The organism is Streptomyces sp. NPDC051315 (assembly GCF_044455165.1).
Lineage (GTDB): Bacteria > Actinomycetota > Actinomycetes > Streptomycetales > Streptomycetaceae > Streptomyces.
The window spans coordinates 1-25,813 of sequence record NZ_JBITEN010000005.1 but is presented as its reverse complement, the minus strand read 5'-3'; the positions used below and the strand labels follow the sequence as shown (position 1 = coordinate 25,813).

The following is a 25,813-nucleotide window of genomic DNA, read 5'->3' as shown; positions in this document are numbered from 1 at the left end:
GGCTTCACCGTTCACCTTTGAGATTCCTATCAGAGATCTTTGTTCACCTGGTTGAAACGGCAGCGTTCACCGTCGGACGCCTACCGTCCACGCCATGAACCGGATTTCACCTCGCGCACTCATCTCCGCCACTGCTCTGGCCACGGCCCTGGCGACCGCGCTTCCGCTCACCGGCGCACTGCCCTCCGCTCCCGCAGCGGCTGCCGTGTCGCTGACCTGCGGCTCCGGTGGGGCCACGTACACCCTGGACTCCGCCGGCAAACTCAACAGAACCGACATGCCGGACCCTGCGGTCGGCAACGCCCTGCCCGCCGGCAGCACCATCGACACCACCTGGACCGGCTACGGTCATATGCTCGCCGGCCCTGGCGCGACCTTCTACGGCATCAAGTCGGACGGGCTGTACTACAGCCACCGGATCAGCTCCAGCAGCACCTGGGACGTCCACCACCGGAAGATCAGCTCCAGTTTCGTCCAGTTCAGGGCCGCCGACCGGATCGACGACATCACCATCGACCGCGGCGGCCACCTGTGGACGCTCTCCGGCGCCACCAACGACCTGCGCTGGTACCGCTACGACGCGACCGCCGACGAGTTCGTCGAGGGCAGCGGCAAGATCGTCGACATGGGCTGGAACTACGACGCCATCTTCGCGGCCGACCGCGGCGTCATCTACGGCCGTGACGCGACCGACGGCAAGCTCTACCGCTCGCGTTACGACTACACCAGCCAGCGCTGGATCGAACGCCATGTGCTGGAGTCCGCCGCCGACTGGAGCGACCTCAGGTTCATGCCGTCGTACGGCGGTGACACCCTGTTCCGCGTCAAGGGCAACGGCGCGGTCGCGTACTACCGCTTCGACGAGGACATCAACGACTGGCCCGTCTACAACAAGCAGGTGGAGGCGTCCGGCTGGGCCGGTTACGTCTCGGTCTCGGCGGCACCCGACACGTGCAGGCTCAACGTCAGTCACACGCCCGCGGCCACGCCGGTGCCGCTGGAGTCGTACAGCCCCAACGCCGTCATGCAGGCGGCGGACGGCAAGCTGGAACTCGCCTACACCGACAACATCGGCCGCCTGGTCCACGGCCGCACCGACCCGGCCGACATCAACGGCGCCCAGTGGACGGTGATCTCGGGCCAGGAGGCGTTCGCCGGCCGGCCCTCGCTCTCCGAGCACACCGACGGCCGCGTCGTCGTCACGGCCCACAACACCTCGGGCAGTGTCTGGCAGCGCAACCAGACCGCCAAGGGCGCCGCCGACTGGGGCAACTGGATCGATCTGGCGGGCGCCATGCGGCACCACGCCGTCACCGGCAAGACCCCGACCGGGCTGATGGCCCAGTTCGCGCTCGACGCGGGCGGCAAGCCCTGGTACCGCATCCAGCAGCGCGCCAACGTCGACTTCATGGGCTGGATGCCGCTCTCCGGCACCGGCTTCACCGGCCCCCTCACCGCCGTCACCGTGCGCGACGGCATCCAGCTCTTCGGCAGGAAGGCCGACGGCACCCTCTCCACCGCGCTCTTCAAGGAGGGAGGCACGCTCTCGGCGTGGACCGGCGTGGGGGCCCAGGCCATCGCCGGCACGCCGTCCGTCGTCGTCTACCCCGGCTACCGCATACGCGTCTTCGCCACGGACGCGAACGGCAACGTGGTCACCACCGCCCAGTCCGCCGAGGGCGGGGCGTACGGGACCTGGGAGACCGTCGCCGGGGTCACCGCGCAGGGCTCCCCCAGCGCCGTCATCTCCCCGCTGACCGGCCTCACGGAGGTTGTCGTCCGCGGCGCCGGCGGCACCGTCCACAACACCGGTGAAACCACCCAGGGCAGCGGCGCCTGGCGCGCCTGGCAGCGGCCGACCTCCGAAGCCTCGGCCACCGAGCCGACCGCCTTCACCTACACCGGCCCCACCGGCCCGACGTGGGCTTACACCTTCCGTACGTCGGACAACCAGACCCGCATCTACCAGGTCGAGCAGACCTCCTCGCTCAGCGCGATGCGCGCCGAGGCCGACGCGCCGGACTTCCGGGGCAGCCGGCTGCCCGCCCCGCCGGCCCAGTGATCACACCGTAGAGGAGGCCGTGGCGGCCCGGCGGCCGTCACGCCCCGCCTCCACCGCCGCCCGCTCTGCCCCCGCTTCCTTCCGTCCTGTCGGCACGGACGGGGCAGGGCCGGGCGGCCGTCTGCTCACGGCCAGGTCCTCTCCACAGGGCCTCACCGCAGGTCCTCACCGGACCAGAAAGGTCTGCACCGTCGTGTCCCGGCTACGCATACGCGGCCTCGGCGCCGCCCTGTTCACCCTGACCCTGGTCCTCCTCACAGCCGTCGCCCCGCCCGCCGCCGCGGGCGGCACACAGCTGTCGGCCGACGGACTCATCGGGACCGAACAGATCCTCTTCCGCTCCGGAACCGCCGGATACGGCTGTTTCCGCATCCCTACGATCGTCCGTACGAAGACGGGCGCGCTGCTCGCCTTCGCCGAGGCCCGCCGCTCGCCCTCCTGCGCCGACCGGGGTGCGATCGACATCGTCGTCCGCCGCTCCACCAACGGCGGCCGCACCTGGGGCCCCGTCCGCGTGGTGCTCGCCGGCAGCGACACCGACCCGGAGACGCCCTACACGCGCGGCAACCCCTCCCCCGTGGCCGACCTGCGCACGGGCGACGTCCATCTGCTGTCCACGTCGGAACCGGCCGAGCCGGGCGGCAAGCGGCTGCCGCGGGTCCAGCGCAGCACGGACGACGGGCTGACCTTCGGCGCGCCGAAGCCGCTGCCGCGGCTGTCGAACCCGCAGGACGGCTGGTTCGGCACGGGCCCCTCGCACGGCATCCAGCTCAAGCGCGGCGACAAGGCGGGGCGGCTGGTGGTGGGGGCGTACGAGTCGCCACCACAGGCCGGCCAGGATCCCCAGCTCGTCGGGGTGCTCTACAGCGACAACGGCGACGAGTGGTTCGCGAGCGCCACGGCCGACTCCTTCGGACCCGGGGTGCTGCCCGGCGAGCCGGCCGTCGCCGAACTCGACAACGGGCATGTCTACATCAACGCCCGCAACAACAACGGTGCTTCGTCCGGGCACCGTACGCACGCCGTCAGCACCGACTCCGGCGCGACCGTGCCCGCGCAGCAGGTCGTGCCCTCGCTCACCACGCCCGAGGTGCAGGCCTCGGTCCTGGCGCTGGAGCAGACGTACCGGGCCACACCCGGTGACACGCTCGTCCTCTCGGCACCCTCGCACCCGACGGACCGCCAGAACATGCGGATCCGCTACTCCACGGACCGCGGCACCACCTGGCACGACGCCGCGCAGATCAACGCCGAGCGGGCCGGCTACTCGGACCTGGTGGAGCTGACCGACGGCGAGATCGGCCTGGTCTACGAGGGCGGCGACGGCTTCTCCGCGGCCCACATCTACTTCAACCGCTTCACCCCGGCGGCGGCCGGCGTGCCGGGCACCTTCACCGGCACGGTGCACCCGCAGGCCACTCCGGCCCCGGGCCGCACCACTCCGGACAGTACGCTCGACGCCAACGACGCCTATCTGGCCGGGGGTTCGGCGCTCGCCACCGGCCGCTGGGGCCAGGGCCTGGCCCTCGACGCCACCGGCGAGTACGCCGACGTGCCGTACGCGCCGGGGATCGACCCGGGCGACGGCGACTTCACCTACTCGCTGTTCTTCAGGTACAAGGCCCAGCCCGGCGAAACCCAGCAGCGGGTCCTGATGTGGGCCTACGGGTACGGCGCGGCAGAACCCCAGGTGTGGGTGCGCGCCCAGCCCGGCCAGAACCGGCTCCACGCCTGGGTGCAGGGCACCGGCGGATCCGCCTCCGTCACCCTCACCGACCCCGGCCCGTCGACCGCCTTCGGTGACGACGCCTGGCACCATCTGACGCTGGTGCGCAGCGGCGGACGGATCACGCTCTCGGTGGACGGCACGTCCTCGGCGCAGGCCACCGGGGTGGCCGGGTCGGTCAGCGCCGACCGCGCCGTCGGTGTCGACGGGATCCGGCTCGGGGCCAAGCCCGACACCGCGGCCGGTGACCCCCTCAGCGGCGGACTGGACGAGTTCCGCGTGTACCGCGGCGCGCTGACGGACGCCCAGCTCGCCGAGGTGCGCACGGCGAACGCGGCCCCGTCCGCGGACGGTTCACTCGGTGTGCGGCTGCCGTTCCAGGTGGTCGACACGGCCGATGTGCCCGCGCTGACCTCGGTCGCGATCGAGGACGACGTCTCGGGGCACTGCGCCGACGGAACCCTGCTCGGCGGGGTGCCCGGTGAGGTGGCCGGCCGGGTCGGCAAGGGCGCGATCTCCGTCTCGGCGTCCCGTCCCGGTGTCGAGGTGCCGTATCTGCCGGCCCTCGACGTCGGCTCCGGCGACTTCACCTACACCCTGTGGTTCCGGCACACCCTGACCGAGACCGACGCGAACGCCGCGCTGCTGTGGGCGTACGGCTCGGTCTCCGGCGAGCCCTCGCTGTGGGTGCGGGCGCAGCCGTCCCAGCGGCGGCTGCTCGCCTGGGCCGAGACACCCGCGGGTGCGGTGCAGGTGGCGCTCGCGGACACCGGCCCGTCGGCCGCCTTCGGGGACGGCGCCTGGCATCTGCTGGCGGTCACCCGAAGCGGTGGCACGCTGCGGCTGAGCGTCGACGGGACCACGGCCGCCGAGGCGACCGGGCTGTCCGGTGCGCTCACCTCCACCACGACGCCACAGGGGCTGAGGGTCGGCTCCAAGCCGGGCGACCTCGATGTGTTCACCGGCTCCCTGGACGAGGCCCGGCTCTACGAACGCGCGTTCACGGCGACCGAGCTGACGAGGATCGCGCAGTCCGCCGCCGGCTCCGTGGGCGGCTACCCGGCCGACAGGCCCGCCCTGTCGTGGTCCATGGAGAACGGCCACACCGAGGCCCACCAGGTGGTCAGGCCGGCGGCGGGTCCGGCGACCCCGGACTCGTCGGCGCACTGCAACCACGCCTTCGTACGGGGCGGAGCCCGGCCCGCGGCTCCGGCGGGGGGCGGCAGGTTCGGCGCGGGGCTCCCCCTGGACGGCACGGACGACTCCGTCGAGCTGCCGTACGGCGCGGACGAGGCCCTCGGCTCCGGTGACTTCACCGTGGCGACCTGGCTGCGCTACACGGCCGGCCCGTCCAGCGCCCACCAGGTCGTCTTCTGGGCGTACGGCGTCGGCGGCGCCGAGCGGCAGCTGTGGCTGCGGGCCCAGCCGGGCCAGGACCGGCTCGCCGCCGTGCTGCAGACCGACACGGCCGGCACCACCGTCTACGCGGGCGACGGCAGCGCGGCCCACGCCTTCGGTGACGGCGCCTGGCACCATGTGGTGCTCCAGCGCTCGGGCGGGAAGCTGAGCCTGTCGGTGGACGGCGGGCCGCCCGGCGAGGCCGCGGCTCCGGCCGGCTCGGTGACGTACGAGGACGGGTTCGCCGTGCTCGGTCTCCATCTGGGGGCCAGGCCGGGCGGCTCCGACCGGCTCAAGGGCTCCCTGGACGAGTTCCGCCTGGTGCGGCGCGCGCTGACGGCGGAGGAGGTGACCGCCCTGCGCACGTCCAACGCGGACACCGGGTCGGCCACCACCGTCCGGCTCCCGTTCGAGACGCTGTCCCCTGTGCCGTACGCCCGGATGTAGCCGGATCCACCGGACGGTCTCAGGTCATGCGCAACCGCTGCCGGTCGAGCGAGCGACGCCGCCCGGTCGGCAGCGGTGCCCTGGTCTCACCGCTTCCGCCCGCGGATGGCCGCCGAGCACATCCCGGCCGCCCACACCACCCTGGAAGCAAGCCCTACGCGAGAGGGCGGACACCAGGTGCGCTGGCGAAGTCCCCCCGTCCCGGACCGAGTCCGTGAGGCCGGTCCCTCATGCGCGGGACCACTTCTGGCCGGCCTGGCCGTTGCACGTCCACAGCACCAGTGGGGACCCGTTGGCGGTTGCGGCCCCGTTGACGTCGAGGCACAGCCCGGCGTGGACGTTGCGGATCGACCCGTCGGCGCCGACTGTCCACTTCTGGTTGGTCTGGCCGTTGCAGGGCCAGGTGATGACCCGGGTGCCGTTGGTGGTGCCCTGGTCGTAGGCGTCCAGGCACTTGTCGCCGTAGACACGGATCTCGCCGCCCGCCCAGGTGGTCCACAGCTGGTTGGCGGCCGTGTGGCAGTCCCAGATCAGCACCGTGGCCCCGGCGGCGGTGGAGGCGTTGTCCACGTCCAGGCAGCGGCCGGACGCGGTGCCGCGCAGCCGTGAGGTGGTGGCGGCCGACGGGCTGCCGCCACTCACCCGGAACACGGCCACGCCGTGGGCGGGGACGCTCGCCGCGATCTGCCCGGACGTGCTCGACGTGCTGCCGGACCACAGGTCTGTGAGGGTGAACGGTCCGCCGGACAGGCCGACCTGCGCGGCCGTCGTGGTGACGTTCGCGGTGCCGCCTCCCCGGTTGAACAGCCCCACCGCGACCGAACCGTCCGACAGGGGCTTGGCGAACACCTCGGTGGCGCCGTCGTCGCGCACCCTGCGCCCTCCCGCGCCCAGCGGATCCTGGTTCACCGCCAGCAGACGGGGGTTGCGCAGGATGGCGCTCACGTCGGCGGACATGGTGCGGATGTCGTTGCCGGCCATGAGCGGGGCGCCCATCAGCGCCCACAGGGCGAAGTGGGAGCGGGACTCGGTCAGTGACAGGCCGGGACGGCCGACGACGAGCATGTCGGGGTCGTTCCAGTGTCCCGGGCCCGCCTGCGCGGCCAGCGGCGCGGTGATGTCGAGGACGTTGCCGACGCCCATCGGATAGCTGTTGGTGTTGCCGTTCTGCCAGATGTCGAGCAGGTCCTCGGTCGTCCGCCACAGGTCGGCGACCGAACCCCAGTCGTACGTGGCGCCGGTGATGGCGTGCAGGCTGTTGGGGTTGATGCTGTAGACGATCGGCCGGCCGGTGGAACGCAGGGCGTCGCGCATGAGCGTGAACCGCGCGACCTGCTCGTCACGGGTACCGCTGGGGGAGCACCAGTCGTACTTGAGGTAGTCGACGCCCCACGAGGCGAACGTGGCGGCGTCCTGGGCCTCGTGGCCCTTGCTGCCCGTGGCTCCCGGGTAACTTCCCACGGCCTGCGCGCAGGTGCGTTCGCCCGGCGCCTGGTAGATGCCGAACTTCAGCCCCTTGCCGTGGATGTAGTCGCCGAGCGCCTTCATCCCGCTCGGGAACTTGACCGGATGGGCCCGCAGGTTGCCTGACGCGTCGCGCTGGGGGTCGAACCAGCAGTCGTCGACCACCACGTACCGGTAGCCGGCGTCCCGCATGCCCGAGGACACCATCGCGTCGGCGGCCTGGCGCACTTGGGCCTCGGTGATCCCGCACCCGAAGCTGTTCCAGCTGTTCCACCCCAGCGGTGGGGTGAGTGCCGGGCTGCCCGGCGCGGCGGAGGCGGTGGAGTGGGAGGAGGCCGTCACGGACGCGGTGATCGTCAGCGCGGCGGCCGCGAGGAGGCGGAGCATGCGTCCGCCTGATCGTCTGGGCACCAGGGGCTCCTTCTTCCCGGAGACCAAGAGGGTCCGAAATTTCGAATGACATTCGGAAAGTTGAACCTCACGGATCATCAGAGAAGTGAGCGAACGTGTCAACACCGTTCACCGAGCCAGCCCCGTACCTGCGCCACACCGGGATTCGAGGCTTCGATACTTTCGCCGCAACCAGCGAATCTTGCAGGAGGTATTGACGGGGTTCACCGGCCCTCTATCATCCAGTCTGCTCGACAGTTCGATCCACGTTCGACATACCGAACACATAAGGCATCTCCGAGAGCGCCCACCGCAACGGCCGAGCCGCAAGGAGTCACGCCACCATGGACCTGTCATGGCCTCATCAGGGACTGTCCCGTCGTCGCGCGCTGGCGGCCGCCACCGGCATGGCCGCCGGCGCCCTGCTTCCCACGGCCGGGTCCTCCCGCGCAGCCGCCGCGCCGTACACGAACCCGGTGATCTGGCAGGACTTCGCGGACATCGACGTCATCCGCGTCGGCGACATCTTCTACGCCTCGGCCTCGACCATGCACTACTCGCCGGGCGCACCCGTCCTGCGCTCGTACGACCTGGTGAACTGGGAGATCGCCGGTCACTCGGTGCCGGTCCTGGACTTCGGCGCCAAGTACGACCTGAACGGCGCCCGTGGCTATGTCAGAGGGATCTGGGCGTCGTCGCTGGCCTACCGTCCGAGCAACAGGACGTTCTACTGGCTCGGCCAGATCGACTTCGCCAGAACGTACGTCTACACCGCCACCGCCGTCGAAGGGCCGTGGAGCCGGCTCACGACGATCAGCACGCCGTACTACGACGCGGGGCTGCTCGTCGACAGCGACGACTCCTTGTACGTGGCGTACGGCAACACCACCATCAGCGTGGCCCAACTGTCGCCCGACGGCCGCCGGCAGGTCCGCACCCAGCAGGTGTTCACGGCACCGTCGAGTGTCGGCACACTCGAGGGCGCCCGCTTCTACAAGATCAACGGGCAGTACTACATCTTCCTGACCCGCCCCGCGAACGGCCAGTACATCCTGAGGTCGTCGAGCGGCCCCTTCGGTCCGTACACGATGCGGCAGGTGCTCCTCGACCTGCCCGGGCCGATCCCCGGCGGAGGCGTCCCGCACCAGGGCGGCCTGGTCCGGACGCAGAACGGCGCCTGGTACTACCTGGCCTTCGTCGACGCCTACCCCGGCGGCCGGATGCCCGCCCTGGCACCGGTCACCTGGACCTCGGACGGCTGGCCCGTCGTCCAACTGGTGAACGGCGCGTGGGGCACCTCGTACCCCAGTCCGGCCGTGCCACCTCCTCCTCGCCAGGTCACCCCCATGACCGGTGTGGACACCTTCGACGGCACGACCCTCGAGCCGAGATGGGAGTGGAACCACAACCCGGACCCCACCAAGTGGTCGGTCGGCAACGGCCTCACCCTGCGGACCGCGACCGTCACCCACGACCTCTACTGGGCCCGCAACACCCTCACCCACCGCATCCAGGGCCCCACCTCCACCGCCACGGTCCAGCTCGACCACTCCGCGATGCGGGACGGCGACCGGGCCGGACTCGCTCTGCTGCGCGACTCCTCCGCCTGGATCGGTCTCAAGCGCGACGGCGGCGTCACGCGGGTGGCGATGGTCGGCGGACTGACCATGGACAGCAACTGGAACACCACCGGCACGGGCACCGAACTCGCGAACGCACCCGTCTCGGGCGGCCGGATCTGGCTGCGCGCGAGCGCGGACATCCGCCCCGGCGCGGCCCGCCCGGGGACCTTCTCCTACAGCACCGACGGCATCCACTTCGCCCGCCTCGGACCGAGCTTCACGATGGGCAACGACTGGCGGTTCTTCATGGGCTACCGGTTCGCCCTTTTCAACCACGCCACGCAAGCACTCGGCGGCGCCGTCCGCGTCACCCGGTTCGAGCTGTCCACTCCCTGACCGGTCGGAGGACCGCACCACCCCGCCCCCACCCGCACGCGACCGTACGAGGAGAACCATGAACCCGATCAAGCGGCTCGGCCGTCGCCGAGTCGCGGTGCTGCCCCTCATGACCGTGGCCGCCCTGATGACGCCCGGCACCGCCACCGGCGCGACCGACACTGTCCGGGCCTCCGCTCCGGGCGCCCAAGCGGCCCAGTCGGGACGGTACTTCGGAACCGCCGTGGCCGCCGGACGGCCGGACGCCACGCACCACACCGCCGGGACCGAGGACCCGACCGTCGACCAGTACCACCGCAGCTGACCTGCTGCGGGCTCCCGGCTCCGGCCCGGGCGCCCGTCCCTCCCGGCCGGCGGGTCGACGACCGACGACGCCGGACCGTTACCTCAGCGCGTCGCACGCTCGGGACGAGAGCGCACGGCGCGTCCCTGCCAGGAAACCGAGGTGGATTCATGCGCCGCAGACTCCGCGCCCTGCTGGCCTCGCTCGTCGCTCTGCCGCTGGCGCTCGCCGTGGCACCGTCCGCGCACGCGGCCGACCCGACCACCATGACCAACGGGTTCTACGTGGACCCCGACTCCAGCGCGAGCAGGTGGGTCGCCGCCCACCCCGGCGACGGCCGGGCACCGGCTGTCGACGCCTCCATCGCCCGTACCCCGATGGCCCGCTGGTTCGGCTCCTGGAGCGGCGCCATCGGCACCGCCACAGGTGCGTACGTGGGTGCGGCGGACCACCGGGACAAACTGCCCCTCCTCGTCGCCTACAACATCTACCACCGTGACTACTGCGGTGGGCACTCCGCGGGCGGAGCCGCCTCGCCGTCCGCCTACGCGAGCTGGATCGCGCAGTTCGCCGGCGGGATCGCCGACCGCCCGGCCGTCGTCATCCTCGAACCGGACTCCCTCGGGGACTACGGTTGCATGACCCAGGCTCAGATCGACGAACGCGAGGCGATGCTCACCGGCGCCCTCGGCGAGTTCGGCCGTCGGGCCCCCAACACCTGGGTGTACCTCGACGCCGGCAACCCGGGGTGGGCGGCCCCGGCGACCATGGCCCGGCGCCTCCACGAAGCCGGCCTTCGGCAGGCCCATGGCTTCTCCCTCAACGTCTCCAACTACTTCACCACGGCCGAGAACACCGCCTACGGCAACGCCGTCAACAGTGAACTGGGAGCCCGCTACGGCTACACCAAGCCGTTCGTCGTGGACACCAGCCGCAACGGCAACGGCTCCAACGGCCAGTGGTGCAACCCCTCAGGCCGCCGCATCGGCACCCCCACCCGGATGGGCGGAGGCGCCGAAATGCTCTTGTGGATCAAGACGCCGGGCGAGTCCGACGGCAACTGCGGCGTCGGCGCCGGTTCCTCGGCCGGCCAGTTCCTCCCCGAGGTCGCCTACAAGATGATCCACGGCTACTGATCCAGGACTCCCGCGGCCTGGGTCATCCCTGCCCCGCGACCGGGGCGCGGGCGCCGTCCGCCCCGCCCCGTGCGGATACACCACTCACGGCCTTCGGCACAGGCGGTCGACAGCGCGTTCACCGGGAGCGCTCCCGACGACGTCGACGGGGAGCTCCGCACGACGCGTCTGCCGCCCGGTCACCCACACGGCACTCAGCGAAGGAGAGTCCGCCCATGACTGGCATGCGCACGGCACACACACCCCGATGGTGGAGGCGCGGCAGACGAACAGCGGTGCTCTCCGCGGTGACCGCCCTCCTGGCGGCACTGTTGTCCACGATCGGTGCCGCCGGTCCGGCGCAGGCGGCCACCGTGGATCCCAACGCGTGGTACGTACTGGTCAACCGGGGCAGCGGCAAGGCGCTCGACGTGTCCGGCGCGGCTACCGGCAACGGCGCGGCCCTCCAGCAGTGGACCCGCACCGACAGCGCCAACCAGCGGTTCCAGTTCGTCGACTCGGGCGGCGGCTACTACCGGCTCAAGGCACAGCACTCGGGCAAGGTGCTGGACGTCTACAACTACTCCACCGCCGACGGCGCGGACATCGTGCAGTGGAGTGACCTCAACGGCACCAACCAGCAGTTCCGGCCGGCCGATGCGCCGGACGGTCACGTCCGGCTGATCAACCGCGACAGCGGCAAGGCCGTCGAGGTGCAGGGCGGCTCCACCGCGGACGGCGCCAAGGTCGTGCAGTACGCCGACTGGGGCGGGGCCAACCAGCAGTGGCAGCTGGTCCGCGTCGGTTCCGGCAGTGGCGGCTCGCTGCCGTCGACGTTCCGGTGGTCCTCCAGCGGCGTGCTGGCCGGTCCGAAGCCGGACGCCCAGCACCCCCAGGCGCTGGCCGTCAAGGACTTCTCCGTCGTGCGGCACAACAACCAGTGGCTGACCTACGCGACCACCGCCAGCCCTTCCGGCTGGGGTCTGGTGCAGTTCAACTTCGCCGACTGGTCCCAGGCCGCCTCAGCGCCGCACACCTACCTGGACACCGCCTCGGCCATCGGCCCCGGCTACCGGGCCGCCCCGCAGGTGTTCTACTTCGCGCCGCAGAACCTGTGGTACATGGTCTACCAGACCGGCCCGCCCACCTACTCCACCAGTACCAACCCCGCCGACCCGCGCTCGTGGTCCGCGCCGCGCACCTTCATCTCCCAGGAGCCGCCCATCGTCACCCAGAACAAGGGCGACGGCACCTGGATCGACTTCTGGGTCATCTGCGACACGGCCACCTGTCACCTGTTCTTCAGCGACGACAACGGGCACATCTACCGCGCCCAGACCAGCCTGGCCAGCTTCCCGAACGGCTTCGGCAACACGCAGATAGTGCTGTCGGACACCAAGTTCAACCTGTTCGAAGCGTCCAACGTCTACAAGGTCGCGGGCCGGAACCAGTACCTGCTCCTCCAGGAGGCCATCGGCTCCACCGGCCGACGCTACTTCCGCTCGTTCACCTCCACCAGCCTCACCGGCACCTGGACCCCCCTCGCCGCCACGGAGAACGAACCCTTCGCCGGCCGCGCGAACGTCTCCTTCCCCGGCGGTGCCTGGACCCAGGACATCAGCCACGGAGAACTCGTCCGTGCCTCCAACGACCAGACCCTGACCATCGACCCGTGCCGTCTGCAGTACGTCTACCAGGGCATGGACCCCAGTGCCGGCGGCGACTACCTCCGCCTGCCCTGGCGCATGGGCCTGCTCACCCAGACCAACTCCACCTGCTGACCGCACCATCGCCGGCCCACCACGCGCCCGCCGGCCAACTCGACGCCGGCGGGCGCGGCACCTGTCGGGGAGGGAGCGGCGGTGGCGGCGAGCCGTTCCGGACGGTTACCCGGGTCGCGCGTGGCCCGGGTGCGCCGGAGAAGCCCGTACGCTCGAGCGCCTCCCGTTCGGCCAGGGCAACCCCGTCGTGCGAGGCGGCTGTCAGCCCGCGTGCCGATGAGCCCTGTGCGCTCCTGTCCCGCTCCACTCGCCGTTCGCTTCCCGGCCGTCCCGGCGCAGCCGCACCTCGACGTGACCGTCGAGGATCCGGGTGTCGAAGGCGGGCTGCGGCGCGGTGGCCGGGCCGCGTACGTTCCAGCCGTCCGAGAGCCGGAAGACGCTGCCGTGCCACGGGCACCGGACGCACCCGTCGGCGACCGTGCCCTCGGACAGCGGTCCGGCGAGGTGGCTGCACCGCTCGGCCAGCGCGTGAATCGTCCCGCCGGACTCACGGACCACCAGGACCGGTACGTCGTCCACGACGCGCCGCACGGGCTGTCCGGCCGGGAACTCGGCGACGGCGCCGATCCGGTGCCAGACGTCGCGGACGACGTGCGGGACCTCTTCCGCGTGGTTGGCGCCGGACGCCTGGCGATAGGCCAGGTGGCCTCCCAGCATGCCGCCCACCCCGACCGCCGTCAGTCCCAGGAAGCCGTATGCCCGGCCGGCCCGCGTACGCCCCTTGAGGCGGCAGGCGAGCGAGGTCGCGTACAGTCCCACGGCCGCCCAGTTCGCCATGGCGTGCACCAGCCCCACGCGCGCCTGCTCGCGGTGCAGTTCCGCCCAGTCGACGGCACCCGCCAGCGCGGAGGGCGCCGCGGCGGCCAGCCCGACCCCGACGAGCAGGCCCGCCTCGCGGGAGCGGCCGGGCCGCGTGTCCAGCACGGCCGCGGACAGCCAGCTCCCGATCGGTACCTGCACCATCAGCGGATGGACCGGGTGCCCCAGCCACCTGCCGTGCAGCAGGTCCCGTCCGCGCCCCAGCGGCAGGGAGCGTACCGCTGTCCGAAGCGTGTCGATCGTCGGGTCGGCCCAGGGCGCCCGTTCCAGACGGTCCAGGAGCCACAGAACTCGGTTCTGCTTCATCCGGCGGTGGCGTGGCGATGCAGTCATGGGCGCCGAGTCCCCCACCTGAGAACGCGACAAACGGCAGCGAATCGGACTCGCCGCCCACGGTTCATCCGGCCGGCCGGATGACGGCGCGCACGCAGCCGTCCTCCTTCTGCTTGAACATCTCGTAGGCGCGTGGCGCCTCGTCGAGGGGCACGGTGTGGGTGGCCAGGTGGGAGGTGCTCAGCTCCCCGGCCGCCATCCGGTCGAGCAGCATCGGGATGTAGCGCTGGCCGTGCTGCTGTGCGCCGCGCACGGTCAGGCCCTTGTTGACGACCGTGCCGAGGGGGAACTTGTCGACGGCGCCGGCGAACACGCCGAGGACGAAGACGGTGCCGCCCTTGCGGCAGGCGTGGATGGCCTCCCGGACGGCGGTGGGCCGGTCCGTCTGCAGCCGCAACTGCTGTTTCACCTGGTCGTAGACGTGCACCAGGGTGTCGCTGTGCGCCTCCATGCCGACCGCTTCGATGCACACGTCCGGGCCCCGGCCGCCGGTGCGTTCACGCAGTTCGGCCCCGACGTCGGTGGAGGTGTAGTCGATGACCTCGCTGCCGATGTGCCGTTCGGTCATCTCCAGCCGTTCGGGGATGCGGTCGATGGAGATCACGCGTTCCGCGCCGAGGAGGATCGCGGCGCGCGCCGCCATCTGTCCGACGGCGCCGCAGCCCCAGACGGCGACGACGTCTCCGGGCCGCACGCCCGCCAGGTCGGCCCCCATCCATCCCGTCGGCACCGAGTCCGACACGAACAGGGCGCTGGTGTCGTCGATGCCCTCCGGAACGGGGAAGGCCCCGTAGTCGGCGAACGGGACGCGCACGTATTCGGCGTGGCTGCCGCGCAGTCCGCCCATGGCGTGCGAGTAGCCGAAGATGCCGCCGGTGTCGGCCCCGAAGAGGGCCTGTCCGATGCCGGGGTTGGTGTTGGTGTTGTCGCACAGGGACCACAGGTCGTGGGTGCAGTACCAGCAGCGGCCGCATCCGACGAACGAGGAGACGACCACCCGGTCGCCCACCTTGTGCCGGCGCACGCCGCCACCGACCTCGACGACCTCACCGAGGAACTCGTGCCCGATGACGTCCCCTGAGCGCATGAACGGGATGTAGCCGCCGATGAGATGGAGATCGGAGCCGCAGGTGGTGCCCGCGATCAACCGTACGATCACGTCCTGGTCGTTGCGCAGGACCGGGTCGGGCACGTCCTCGACGGCGAGCTTGTTCACTCCCTCCCAGCACAGCGCCTTCACAGCACCCCCTCCCCGCCCGCGCGCCGGCTCAGCAGTCCGACGAGTTTCCCGCCGGGGGTGTCGTGTGTGGTGGGCGGTGTGTCGGGTCGCATGACCTCTCCCGTCTCGAGCAGCGCCTTGGCCTCGCGCAGGGCGCGGCGCAGATCCTGCCGGGGGTCCTGGCCGGTGATCCGGGCGGGCAGTGAATGCGCGGCCTCCGGCTGCGGTTGCCTCAGGCGTACGGCCAGTTCCGTGCCCCGGTCACCGGGCGCGGGGCGGATCCGTGTCTCGATCCGGTCCCCGTACTCCCGCAACGGCGACGGCAGCTTCTCGGGCTCGATGTCGCCCGGTCCGCGGTTGACCGTCACCGACAGCCACCGGTTCTCGGCGGCCGTTGCGGACGGGCCCGTCCGCATCCGGCGCAGGGCGAGGCCAGCGCCGGCGGTGACACCCGCGGCGGCCGTCCAGAGCACTTTCCTTGACGTCATAGTCGGTCACCTCTCGGCGAAGGTGGGGGGTGACGGGCGGACACCGCCGCCCGCGTCGCGCCGAGTACCCCGACTCCCCCCACCTCATCTCCGAGCCGCTCGACGACCGCCTCGACGCGGTGTGCCTCCGTCTCCGGTGGCAGGTCTCCGGCTCGGATGGAAGCGTGGTTCACCGGAGGAAACGCACCCCCGGACGGAGGACGCCATGTCGTTGGTCGAGAAACTGCTCGACGCCTATCCCGCCGAGACGGGAATGCCGCCCAGGCTCCTTGGCGAGGCGGTCGACAAGCTGTACGAGTGCGCCGGTGTCTGTCTCACCTGCGCCGACGCGGCAGCCGCCGAGCAGGATCCGGAAAAGATCGTGATGTCCATCAAGTGCGTGCGGCTCGACAACGACTGCGCCGACCTGTGCACGGTCACCGCCCGGATCCTGGCCCGGCAGACGGGCTACGACGCCCCCACGACGATGGCCGTCATCGAGGCGACCCGCACCGTCCTCCGGGCGAGCGCGGACGCCGCCGAGGAGTTCAGGGATATCCCCTACTTCGACCTGTCCGCGAAGGCCTGCCGGGAGACGGAGCGGCTGCTCGAACAGCTCGTCCGGCAGATGGGCTCGAGCGAGGCGGGCGAGGGCTACCCCACCTCACCGCCGAGTGCGACCACCCCCGCCGGTGCGTCCATGGGCGGTGGAACGCAGGCGACCGGAGGGACCGCCGGGACCGGCGCGTCCGAGGAAGAACTCCGCGAGATGCACGTGGACGAGTTGCGCGACATGGCTCGCCAGAAGGGCCTCAGCGGTATCTCCCAGATGCGCAAGGAGGAGCTGATCGAGGCGATCAGCGGTCGGCGCGGCTCGTAGCCGGGAGCCGATCGAGGGGTCAGCGGCCGGCGCGGCCCGTAGCGGCACGGGGTGCGGCGACCGCGGGTCGGGCTCCGTGGTCGCCGTCCCGGGAGCACGCCGGCCGCCGGCGGTACACGCCGGGGCGGCGGGCCCGTCCCGTGTGCCGAGGTCCCGCCCGTCGCCGCGCGATGTGTGGTGCCGTGTCGATGTCGCGCGTGCGGGAGGCCGTGCGGAGGGCCGGTGAGTCGGCTCACCGGCCCCGCGTCGCGCCGTGTCGCCTGCGTGCGGTCGGGCCCCGCGGCGTCAGGAGACGTGGTGGAGCCAGCCCTCGGGGTCGGGGGCGGTGCCGTGGTGCAGGTTCACCAGGGCGTCGCGCAGGGTGAGGGTGACGGGGCCGGGGGTCCCGTCACCGATCGTCCAGTTGCCGTCGCGGTCCTTGACCTGGCCGACGGGGGTGACGACGGCGGCGGTGCCGGAGGCGAACACCTCGGTGATGCGGCCCTGCGCGCACTCGCGGCGCCACTGCTCCAGGGAGACCTTCTCCTCCCGGGGGACGTAACCGATCCCCTCCGCGAGGCCGAGGAGGGTGTCGCGGGTGACACCGGGGAGCAGCGAGCCGCTCAGGGACGGGGTCACGATCTCTGCCCCGGGGCCGGTGCCGCGCACGAAGAACAGGTTCATGCCGCCCATCTCCTCGACCCAGGTGCGCTCCACCGGGTCCAGCCAGACCACCTGCTGGCAGCCGGCCTCCTGCGCCTGGAGCTGGGCGACGAACGAACCGGAGTAGTTCCCGGCGCACTTGACGTTGCCGGTGCCGCCCGGGATGGCGCGGCTGTGTTCGTGGCTGACCCACACCGACACCGTCTCCAGGTCCTTGCCGAAGAAGCCGCCCGCGACGAACGCCATGAGCAGGTACTGGTAGGTGTGGGACGGACGGAGCATCAGATTGGCGTCCGTGCCGAACATCAGGGGCCGCAGGTAGATGCTGTGGCTCGGGTCGTCGGAGAGCAGGTTCTGGTCGGCGCGGAGCAGTTGCTCGATGGAGTCGACGAAGATCTCCTCGGGCAGCTCCGGCATGGCCAGACGGCGGGCCGAGCGCTGGAAGCGGCGGGCGTGGTCCCACGGCCGGAACACGGCCACCCCGCCGTCGGCCTGACGGTGGGCCTTGAGGCCCTCGAAGATGACCTGGGCGTAGTGCAGGCCGATCGTGCCGGGGTGCAGGGTGAGGTCGCGCAGCCGCGTCAGCTCGGGCTGGTGCCAGCCGTCCGTCGGGTTCCACGCCAGCGTGAACATGTGGTCCGTGAACGCGTCGCCGTGGCCCGGGGAACGGACGGGCTGGGGCGCGGACGCGACGGGGCTCTGGTCGAAGGTGAGGGTCATGGCGAGTCCTTGGGAGACGAGTCGGTACGTGACGGTGGGGGCGGGGAGGGGCGTCGGGTCAGGTGGCCGCGCGCCGGTCAGACGAGCGGGGCGAAGAAGAAGGTGTCGCGACGGCCGAACCGGCCGTCCGCGGTGAGCTGGAAGAAGTCGGCGAAGCGCAGCCCGACCCGGGTGCCGTCGTGGAGTTCGCCGTTGAACTCGCCGTGCACGGCGACGTCGGAGCCCTCCACGACGACCCTGGTGAGGGTGTGCCGTCCCGTGCGGATGACGCGGTCGGCGCTGTAGAAGCGGGTCAGGCCCTCGTGTCCCGCGAGCGGCTCGTAGCCCGGGCGGTGGTAGGTGGCGTCGGGGGTGAACAGGCCCACCAGGCCGGGGACGTCACCGGCGTCGACCAGTTCGTAGTAGCGGCGCACATCGGCCTCGGCGGCCGAAGCGGTGACGGGGACGGTGGTGGCGGTGTGGTCGTCGGTCCGCATGCGGGTTCTCCTGAGCGGTGGAGGAATCGGGACGGGTGGGTCGGACTTTCAGGCCTTCGGCAGGGAGAGCCGGCCGGCCAGTACGCCGGCTACGAGCGCGAGTGGCCCGGGCCGGGTCATGTCGCCGTGCGCGCACGGAAGTTCGTGGACATCGATCAGGCCCGCGACGTACGGGCGCCACTCCTCCGGCCGCGGGCGGGGGCCGGTCCGGCCTTCGGTGGCGGCGAAGAACAGCAGATCGCCGTCGAAGCGTTCGGGAGCGAACTCGTGCCGCAGCCGGACGTTCGAGGAGAACACCTCCGCCAGGGCGGCGAGCACGGGGCCGTCGGACCGGGCGAGCGGACCGCCGCTCTCCCGTACGGTCTCCTCGAACCGGGCGAAGGTCAGGGGGCCGTGCGGGACGGGGAGGCCCAGGGACGTCAGCAGGGCGGCGAGCGTCCGCGGGCAGGCGGCGGGCGGCGGACCGCCGGCCATCCAGGACGGGGGCCGGATCGCGGCGCTGCCGGGTTCGGTGCCCGGGCCGGCGCCGGGCGGGAGACCGTCCGCCTCCGCGGCGAGACGGGGGCTCGGGGCTGTGCCCGCGTCGCTGTCGGTGTCGGCACCCGCGTCCGTGTCGGTGCCGGTGTCGGACGGTGCCGTCGCGAGGTGCGGATAGCCGTCCATGATCGCCAGCAGCGCCACCTCCTGCCCCTCGGCGCGCAGCCGCGTGGCCAGCGCATGGGCGACGAGCCCGCCGAAGGACCAGCCGAGGAGGTGGTACGGCCCCTCGGGCTGCACCGAGCGGAGCTCCGCCAGATAGTCCTTGACCATCGCGTCGAGCCCGGCCGCCGGAAGCTCCGGCGGCGTCAGACCGCGGGCCTGGAGCCCGTACACCGGGCGTTCGGGCCCGAGATGGCGCAGCAGCCCCGCGTACACCCAGCTGATCCCGGCCGCGGGATGGACGCAGAAGAGCGGTGCGGCGTGCGCGAGGGCGCTGCGCGGGCGCAGCGGCAGCAGGCAGGAGAGCGAGTTGTCGGTCTGTGCCCCCGTCGTGAGGCCGTCGTCGGTGAGCCGGGAGGCGAGCCCCGCGACGGTGGGCGCTTCGAACAGCGCCTGGATGCCGAGGTCGACGCCGAAGGCGCGGCGGATGCCGCCGATCAGGCGGGTGGCCAGCAGCGAGTGGCCGCCGAGGTCGAAGAAGCCGTCGTCGATCCCCACCGTCTCCACGCCGAGCGCCTCCGCGAACAGCCCGCACAGGGTCTCCTCTCGGCTGTTCCGGGGACCGCGCACGGCTGTGGCGTCCGCTCGGACGGGCCGGGGCAGGCGGCGGCGGTCGAGTTTGCCGCTGGGGCTCAGGGGCAGTTCGGGTAGGCGTACGAACTGCCCCGGCACCATGTGGGCGGGCAGTGCGCGGGCGGCGTGGCCGCGCAGGTCGTCCACGCCGTCCGCGTCGTGCGCGTCCGCCTCGCCGACGACGTAGGCGACGAGGCGCTTGTCGCCGGGCCGGTCCTCGCGGACCACGACGGCCGCCTGACGGACACCGGGGTGACGGGAGAGCACAGCGGTGATCTCGCCGAGTTCGATACGGAAGCCGCGGATCTTCACCTGGTCGTCGGCGCGGCCGAGGAACTCCACCACTCCGTCGCCGCGCCACCGGGCGAGGTCGCCGGTGCGGTACAGACGGCTGCCGGGTGGCCCGAAGGGAGCGGCGGTGAAGCGTTCCGCGGTCAGGCCGGGACGGCCCAGGTAGCCCCGGGCGAGCTGGGCACCGGACAGGTACAGCTCGCCGGTGACTCCGGGCGGCACCGGCCGCAGCGCCGCGTCCAGGACGTGCACGCCGGTGTTCCACACGGGGCGGCCGATGGGGACGGTGACGGCGGCCGCGGGGGCTGTGGTGCCGGTGCCGGCCGGTTCGAAGCGGTGACTGGTCACGTCGACGGCCGCTTCGGTGGGGCCGTAGAGGTTGTGCACTTCGGCGGCGCAGGCCGCGGTGAGGCGTTCGGCGAGGGCGGTGGGCAGGGCCTCGCCGCTGCAGATGACGCGCCGCAGGGAGCGGCAGTCGGCGATGCCGGTGGCGCTGAGGAACGCCTCCAGCATCGAGGGCACGAAGTGTGCGGTGGTGACGGAGTGACGCCGGATCAGGGTGGCGAGGTGGTCGGGATCCCTGTGGCCCTCGGGCCGGACGACGACCAGGGTGGCGCCGGTGATCAGCGGCCAGAAGAACTCCCATACGGAGACGTCGAAGCTGGACGGGGTCTTCTGCAGGACGCGTTCGCCGGGTTCGAGACCGTACGTGTGCTGCATCCAGGCCAGCCGGTTCACGATCGCGGCGTGGGTGACGACGACGCCTTTGGGCCGGCCGGTGGAGCCCGAGGTGTAGATGACGTAGGCGGGGTGTCCGGGCCGGGCCTCGGGCAGTTCGCGCACGGAGCCGGGGGCGGGAGCGGCTTCGAGCTCGGCGAGGAGTCCGGGGGTGAGGACGAGGGTGGGCGCGGCGTCGTCCAGCATGTGGGCGACGCGTTCGCGCGGGTAGTCGGGGTCGATGGGCAGGTAGGCGGCGCCGGCCTTGTGCACGGCGTACAGGGCGACCAGCAGCTCCACCGAGCGGGGCAGGGCGACGGCGACGACGCGTTCGGGGCGGGCTCCGTGGGCGGCCAGATGGCGGGCGAGGTGCTCGGCGCGGGCGTCGAGCGCGGCGTAGCCGATTTGCTGGTCCTCGAAGAGGACGGCGGTGGCGTCGGGCGTGCGGCGGGCCTGCTCGGCGAAGAGCCGGGGCAGCGTGGTGGCGGCGACGGGGGTGGCGGTGTCGTTCCAGTGGTGGCGGACCGCGTCGCGTTCCTCGTCGGTGAGGAGGTCGACGGCGCCGAGGGCCTGGTCGGGGTCGTGGACGAGGGCGGTGAGCAGGACCGACAGGCGCTGGGCGAGCCGTTCAACGGTGGCGTGGTCGAAGAGATCGGAGGCGTAGCCGAGCGTCCAGACCAGCCCGGCGGGGCGGGCCCGGGAGTCGTACCGCTCCTCGATCCCCACCGTCAGGTCGAACTTCGCGACCCAGGTGCCGACCGGGACCACTTCGGTGTGCAGGCCGGGCATGGATTCGGCCTGGCCGGAGGCGGTGGGGTCCTTCTTCACCAGGAGTACCTGGAAGAGGGGGTGCCGGGCGAGGGAGCGGGCCGGGTTGAGCTCCTCCACCAGCCGTTCGAACGGCAGGTCCTGATGGGCGAACGCCTCCAGGTCGGTGTCACGGACCCGAGCGAGCAGCTCACGGAAGGTGGGATCCCCCGACGTGTCCGTCCGCAGCACGAGCGTGTTGACGAAGAAGCCGACGAGGTCGTCGAGGGCCTCGTCGGTGCGACCGGCCACGGGCGTCCCGAGGGGAATGTCGCTCCCCGCCCCGAGCCGGGTGAACAGCGCGGCCAGAGCCGCCTGGCACACCATGAACACCGTCGCACCCGACGACCGGGCCAGCTCCACCACCCGACCGTGCACCTCCGCGCCCAGGGCCAGGGGCACCGCGTCACCCCGGTGACTGGGCACAGCCGGACGCGCACGGTCCGCGGGCAGCACCAACTCCTCCGGCAGATCCGCCAGGACCTCCTTCCAGTGCCGCAACTGCCGGGACGCCACACTGTCCGGGTCCTCCGCGCGTCCCAGCACCTCCTGCTGCCACAGCGTGTAGTCCACGTACTGCACCGGCAGTGGCTGCCGGGACGGCGGCCGGCCGCTGGTGCGGGCCGTGTAGCCGTCGGCGAGCTCGCGGGCCAGGGCCCCGATCGACCAGCCGTCGCAGATGATGTGGTGCAGGACGAGCAGGAGGACGTGGTCGTCGTCGGCGACCGTGAACAGGGTCGCCCGTAACGGGAGTTCGGTGGTCAGGTCGAAGGCGCGGCGGGCGGCGTCGCTCAGGTCGGCGGACAGCCGGGCCGGGTCCGTGGCGGCGAACTCCCAGGGGACTTCTGCCTGTTCGGCCGCGAGGACGTCCTGCCAGGGACCGTTCCCGGACTCCGGGAACCGGGTGCGCAGCGTCTCGTGACGGCCGAGGACGTCCCTCAGCGCCCGGCGGAGAGCGGCGGCGTCCAGGGTGCCGCGCAGGCGGAGCGCGAACGGCACGTTGTAGAGCGGACTGCCGCTCTCCACCCGGCTGAAGAACCACAGTCGCTGCTGGGCGAAGGAGAGCGGCGGTGCCTCGGGGCGGGGCACCGGGCGCAGAGGGGGCCGGGCCCGGACGGCGGCGTCGAGCCGGCCGGCGAGACCGGCGGGGGTCGGAGCCTGGAACAGGTCGCGGACGGTCATCTCCACACCGAGTGCGGCACGGACCCGGGTGATCAGCCGGGCGGCGAGCAGCGAGTGGCCGCCGAGGTCGAAGAAGCCGTCGTCGGCACCGACCGCGCCGACGCCGAGGATCTCGGCGAACAGCCCGCACAGGATCTCCTCGCGCGGGGTGCGCGGGGCTCGGCCGACGGGCGACGGAGCGAGTTCGGGGGCGGGCAGCCCGCGGCGGTCGAGCTTGCCGTTGGGGGTGAGCGGCAGGGCGTCCAGGGTGACGAACGTGGACGGCACCATGTGATCGGGGACCCGGGCGGCGGTGTGGGCCCGCAGGCCGGCCGGGGTCGTTCCGGGGTGGGCGGGGACGACGTACGCGACCAGGCGCCTGTCACCGGGGCGGTCCTCCCGGACGACGACGGCGGCCTGACGGACGTCGGGGTGTGCGGTGAGATGGGCCTCGATCTCGGCGGGCTCGATCCGGAACCCGCGGACCTTGACCTGGTCGTCGGTACGACCGAGGTATTCGAGGACACCGTCGGCCCGGCGGCGCACGAGGTCGCCGGTGCGGTAGGCCCGCTCCCCGGGCGCGCCGCACGGGTGCGCGACGAACCGCTCCGCGGTGGCTGCGGGACGGTGCAGATAGCCGAGCGCGAGCCCGGCACCGGACAGGTACAGCTCCCCCGGCACGCCCGGCGGCACCGGCCGGAGCCGGTCGTCGAGGACGACGGCGTGTTTGCCGTGGACGGGTGTCCCGATCGGGATGGGTGAACCGGTCAGATCGGCGGCGGTGACGGTGTGGGTGGTGGTGAAGCCCATGCTCTCGGCGGGCCCGTAGCCGTTGGTGACGCGGACCTGCGGGAACCGTTCGAGGACCTGGGCGGCGTGGGCGACGGAGGCGGCCTCGCCTCCGGTCATGGCGGCGTTCAGGCCCGAGAACGCCTCGGGGTGCTCGTCGAGCAGGTGGTTGAAGAGGCTCGCCGACGCCTTGAGGACGGTGACGCCGTGCCGGACGACCAGCTCGGCCATGGTGGCCGGGTCGGGCCGCTGCCCCGGCTGGAGCACCACGCGGCCCCCGTTCAGCAGCGGGCCGAGGAGTTCGGTGGCGAAGGCGTCCCAGGACATGGGCGCGCTCTGCAGCCAGGTCTCGCCTGCGCCGAAGGGGGCGTACTCCTGTCCGGTGAGCGTGCCGGTGAGCGCCCGGTGCGGGGCCACCACACCCTTGGGAAGGCCGGTGGAGCCGGAGGTGAACAGGACGCAGGCGGGCGCCTCGGCGGTGTCGGGGCCGGTGCGGACGAGGGGTTCGCCGTCCGTACGGGGATCGGTGTCCGTACGGGGATCGGTGTCCGTACGGGGATCGGTGTCGGAGGCGGCGGGGTGGACCAGCGGGATGCCGGTGGCCGCGAGCCACCCGGGCACGTCCCGGGCGGTGACGACGGCGGTGGCCCGGGTCTGGGCGAGGACGGCGGACAGGCGCTCGCCGGGGAAGTCCGGGTCGAGCAGCGTGTAGGCCGCTCCGGCCTTGAGCACGGCGAGCAGGGCACGGACCAGATCGGGCCCACGCTCCAGGTGTACGGCGACGATGTCCCCGGCCCGCACCCCGTGGGCGTGGAGGCGGTGGGTGAGGCGGGTGGCCTGTCCGTCGAGAGCGCCGTAGGTGACGTGTTCGTCCCCGAAGAGGAGCGCGGTCGCGTCGGGCGTACGGGCCGCCTGCTCCTCGAAGAGTCGGTCGACGCGCCGGGGCGCCGCGGCCGGCCGGCCTTCGCCCGGTACGGGGAGCAGTCGGCGGCGTTCCTCGTCGGTGAGGAGGTCGACGGCGCCGAGGGCCTGGTCGGGGTCGTGGACGAGGGCGGTGAGCAGGACCGACAGGCGCTGGGCGAGCCGTTCAACGGTGGCGTGGTCGAAGAGATCGGAGGCGTAGCCGAGCGTCCAGACCAGCCCGGCGGGGTGGGCCCGGGAGTCGTACCGCTCCTCGATCCCCACCGTCAGGTCGAACTTCGCCGAACCGGTGCCGATGGGGAGCGTCTCGACTTCCAGCCCCGGCCAGGGGGCGGTGCGACCGCCGGGGCCGCCCGCGTCCTTCTGTACGAGCATCACCTGGAAGAGGGGGTGCCGGGCGAGGGAGCGGGCCGGGTTGAGCTCCTCCACCAGCCGTTCGAAGGGCAGGTCCTGATGGGCGAACGCCTCCAGGTCGGTGTCACGGACCCGGGCGAGCAGCTCACGGAAGGTGGGATCCCCCGACGTGTCCGTCCGCAGCACGAGCGTGTTGAGGAAGAAGCCGACGAGGTCGTCGAGGGCCTCGTCGGTGCGACCGGCCACGGGCGTCCCGAGGGGAATGTCGCTCCCCGCCCCGAGCCGGGTGAACAGCGCGGCCAGAGCCGCCTGGCACACCATGAACACCGTCGCACCCGACGACCGGGCCAGCTCCACCACCCGACCGTGCACCTCCGCGCCCAGGGCCAGGGGCACCGCGTCACCCCGGTGACTGGGCACAGCCGGACGCGCACGGTCCGCGGGCAGCACCAACTCCTCCGGCAGATCCGCCAGGACCTCCTTCCAGTGCCGCAACTGCCGGGACGCCACACTGTCCGGGTCCTCCACGCGTCCCAGCACCTCCTGCTGCCACAGCGTGTAGTCCACGTACTGCACCGGCAGTTCGGGCCACACCGGCTGCCGTCCGGCGGTGCGGCTGGTGTAGGCCGTGGCGAGGTCCCGGACGAGCGGGCCGAGGGACCAGCCGTCGGCGGCGATGTGGTGGCAGACGAGCAGGAGGACGTGATCGTCGTCGGCGACCGTGAACAGGGTCGCCCGTAACGGGAGTTCGGTGGTCAGGTCGAAGACATGGCGGGCGGCGGCGCTCAGGCCGGCGGACAGCCCGGCCGGGTCCGTGGCGGTGAACTCCCAGGGGACTTCGGCCTGTTCGGCCGCGAGGACGTCCTGCCAGGGACCGTTCCCGGACTCCGGGAACCGGGTGCGCAGCGCCTCGTGACGGCCGAGGACGTCCCTCAGCGCCCGGCGGAGAGCGTCGGCGTCCAGGGTGCCGCGCAGGCGGAGCGCGAACGGCACGTTGTAACTGGGGTTCGGCTGCGTGCGGCTGAGGAACCACAGCCGCTGCTGGGCGTACGACAACGGAATCATGGTTTCTCCTCAGGAGCGGGACCGGCGCCGCAGGGCCGGCCGGGCCTTCTCGGCGCCGTCCAGGCGGTCGGCGAGGGAGGCGGGCGTGGGCGCTTCGAACACGGTCTTGATGGACAGTTCGATGTCGCACACCGCACGGATGTGACTGATGAGGCGGGTGACGAGGAGGGAGTGGCCGCCCAGGTGGAAGAAGTCGTCGTCGACGCCTGCGTCGGGGACGCCGAGGACGTCGGCGAAGAGGTCGCAGAGGAGCTTC

Annotated in this window: 15 protein-coding genes; 7 read left to right on the top strand and 8 right to left on the bottom strand. The window is 72.3% G+C overall.

What is annotated here, in order from left to right:
* Nucleotides 1-94 precede the first annotated feature (94 nt).
* Complete coding sequence (locus ACIBBD_RS11480) at nt 95-2,062, top strand: tachylectin-related carbohydrate-binding protein (protein ID WP_399419125.1); 1,968 nt, start codon at nt 95-97, stop codon at nt 2,060-2,062.
* Nucleotides 2,063-2,255: 193 nt separating this feature from the next.
* On the top strand, nt 2,256-5,633 hold the full coding sequence (locus ACIBBD_RS11475) for a LamG-like jellyroll fold domain-containing protein (protein WP_399419124.1): 3,378 nt from the start codon (nt 2,256-2,258) through the stop codon (nt 5,631-5,633).
* 228 nt (nt 5,634-5,861) lie between these two features.
* Here the strand turns inward: ACIBBD_RS11475 and ACIBBD_RS11470 are convergent, their stop codons facing one another.
* Nucleotides 5,862-7,484: a glycoside hydrolase family 27 protein gene (locus ACIBBD_RS11470; protein WP_399419477.1), complete on the bottom strand. Its 1,623-nt coding sequence runs from the start codon at nt 7,482-7,484 to the stop codon at nt 5,862-5,864.
* Between the two features lie 347 nt (nt 7,485-7,831).
* Here ACIBBD_RS11470 and ACIBBD_RS11465 point away from each other — a divergent pair, with 347 nt between their 5' ends.
* The 4 genes from ACIBBD_RS11465 to ACIBBD_RS11450 all read left to right on the top strand — a co-directional run bounded on the left by ACIBBD_RS11465 (nt 7,832) and on the right by ACIBBD_RS11450 (nt 12,624).
* Complete coding sequence (locus tag ACIBBD_RS11465) at nt 7,832-9,445, top strand: family 43 glycosylhydrolase (RefSeq protein ID WP_399419123.1); 1,614 nt, start codon at nt 7,832-7,834, stop codon at nt 9,443-9,445.
* 58 nt (nt 9,446-9,503) lie between these two features.
* Nucleotides 9,504-9,749, top strand: a complete 246-nt coding sequence (locus tag ACIBBD_RS11460) for a hypothetical protein (protein WP_399419122.1) — start codon at nt 9,504-9,506, stop codon at nt 9,747-9,749.
* Between the two features lie 149 nt (nt 9,750-9,898).
* Nucleotides 9,899-10,864: a glycoside hydrolase family 6 protein gene (locus tag ACIBBD_RS11455; protein ID WP_399419121.1), complete on the top strand. Its 966-nt coding sequence runs from the start codon at nt 9,899-9,901 to the stop codon at nt 10,862-10,864.
* A 224-nt stretch (nt 10,865-11,088) separates the two neighbouring features.
* Nucleotides 11,089-12,624 carry a non-reducing end alpha-L-arabinofuranosidase family hydrolase gene (locus ACIBBD_RS11450; RefSeq protein WP_399419476.1) on the top strand — a complete coding sequence of 512 codons (1,536 nt, stop codon included), beginning with the start codon at nt 11,089-11,091 and terminating at the stop codon, nt 12,622-12,624.
* A 201-nt stretch (nt 12,625-12,825) separates the two neighbouring features.
* Here the strand turns inward: ACIBBD_RS11450 and ACIBBD_RS11445 are convergent, their stop codons facing one another.
* The 3 genes from ACIBBD_RS11445 to ACIBBD_RS11435 form a co-directional block, all read right to left on the bottom strand.
* A complete protein-coding gene (locus ACIBBD_RS11445; protein ID WP_399419120.1) occupies nt 12,826-13,776 on the bottom strand; it encodes a Rieske 2Fe-2S domain-containing protein in 951 nt (316 codons plus the stop codon).
* A gap of 64 nt (nt 13,777-13,840) precedes the next feature.
* Nucleotides 13,841-15,016 (bottom strand): zinc-dependent alcohol dehydrogenase, encoded by a 1,176-nt coding sequence (locus ACIBBD_RS11440; RefSeq protein WP_399419119.1) that lies wholly within the window; start codon nt 15,014-15,016, stop codon nt 13,841-13,843.
* Nucleotides 15,013-15,483 (bottom strand): hypothetical protein, encoded by a 471-nt coding sequence (locus ACIBBD_RS11435; protein ID WP_399419118.1) that lies wholly within the window; start codon nt 15,481-15,483, stop codon nt 15,013-15,015. Before ACIBBD_RS11435 ends, ACIBBD_RS11440 begins: the two co-directional genes overlap by 4 nt.
* 205 nt (nt 15,484-15,688) lie before the next feature.
* On the opposite strand from ACIBBD_RS11435, the gene ACIBBD_RS11430 reads away from it, so the two are divergent.
* Nucleotides 15,689-16,342 (top strand): Rho termination factor N-terminal domain-containing protein, encoded by a 654-nt coding sequence (locus ACIBBD_RS11430; protein ID WP_399419117.1) that lies wholly within the window; start codon nt 15,689-15,691, stop codon nt 16,340-16,342.
* A 285-nt stretch (nt 16,343-16,627) separates the two neighbouring features.
* Here ACIBBD_RS11430 and ACIBBD_RS11425 read toward each other — a convergent pair whose 3' ends face one another.
* From ACIBBD_RS11425 to ACIBBD_RS11410, 4 genes are all read right to left on the bottom strand, one after another.
* Nucleotides 16,628-17,704: a branched-chain amino acid aminotransferase gene (locus ACIBBD_RS11425; RefSeq protein ID WP_399419116.1), complete on the bottom strand. Its 1,077-nt coding sequence runs from the start codon at nt 17,702-17,704 to the stop codon at nt 16,628-16,630.
* A 77-nt stretch (nt 17,705-17,781) separates the two neighbouring features.
* Entirely contained in the window at nt 17,782-18,180 is a 399-nt protein-coding gene (locus tag ACIBBD_RS11420; protein ID WP_399419115.1) for a nuclear transport factor 2 family protein, read from the bottom strand.
* A 48-nt stretch (nt 18,181-18,228) separates the two neighbouring features.
* Complete coding sequence (locus ACIBBD_RS11415) at nt 18,229-25,557, bottom strand: amino acid adenylation domain-containing protein (protein ID WP_399419114.1); 7,329 nt, start codon at nt 25,555-25,557, stop codon at nt 18,229-18,231.
* Nucleotides 25,558-25,566: 9 nt separating this feature from the next.
* A partial coding sequence (locus tag ACIBBD_RS11410; RefSeq protein ID WP_399419113.1) for a phosphopantetheine-binding protein occupies nt 25,567-25,813 on the bottom strand: 247 nt, incomplete at its 5' end.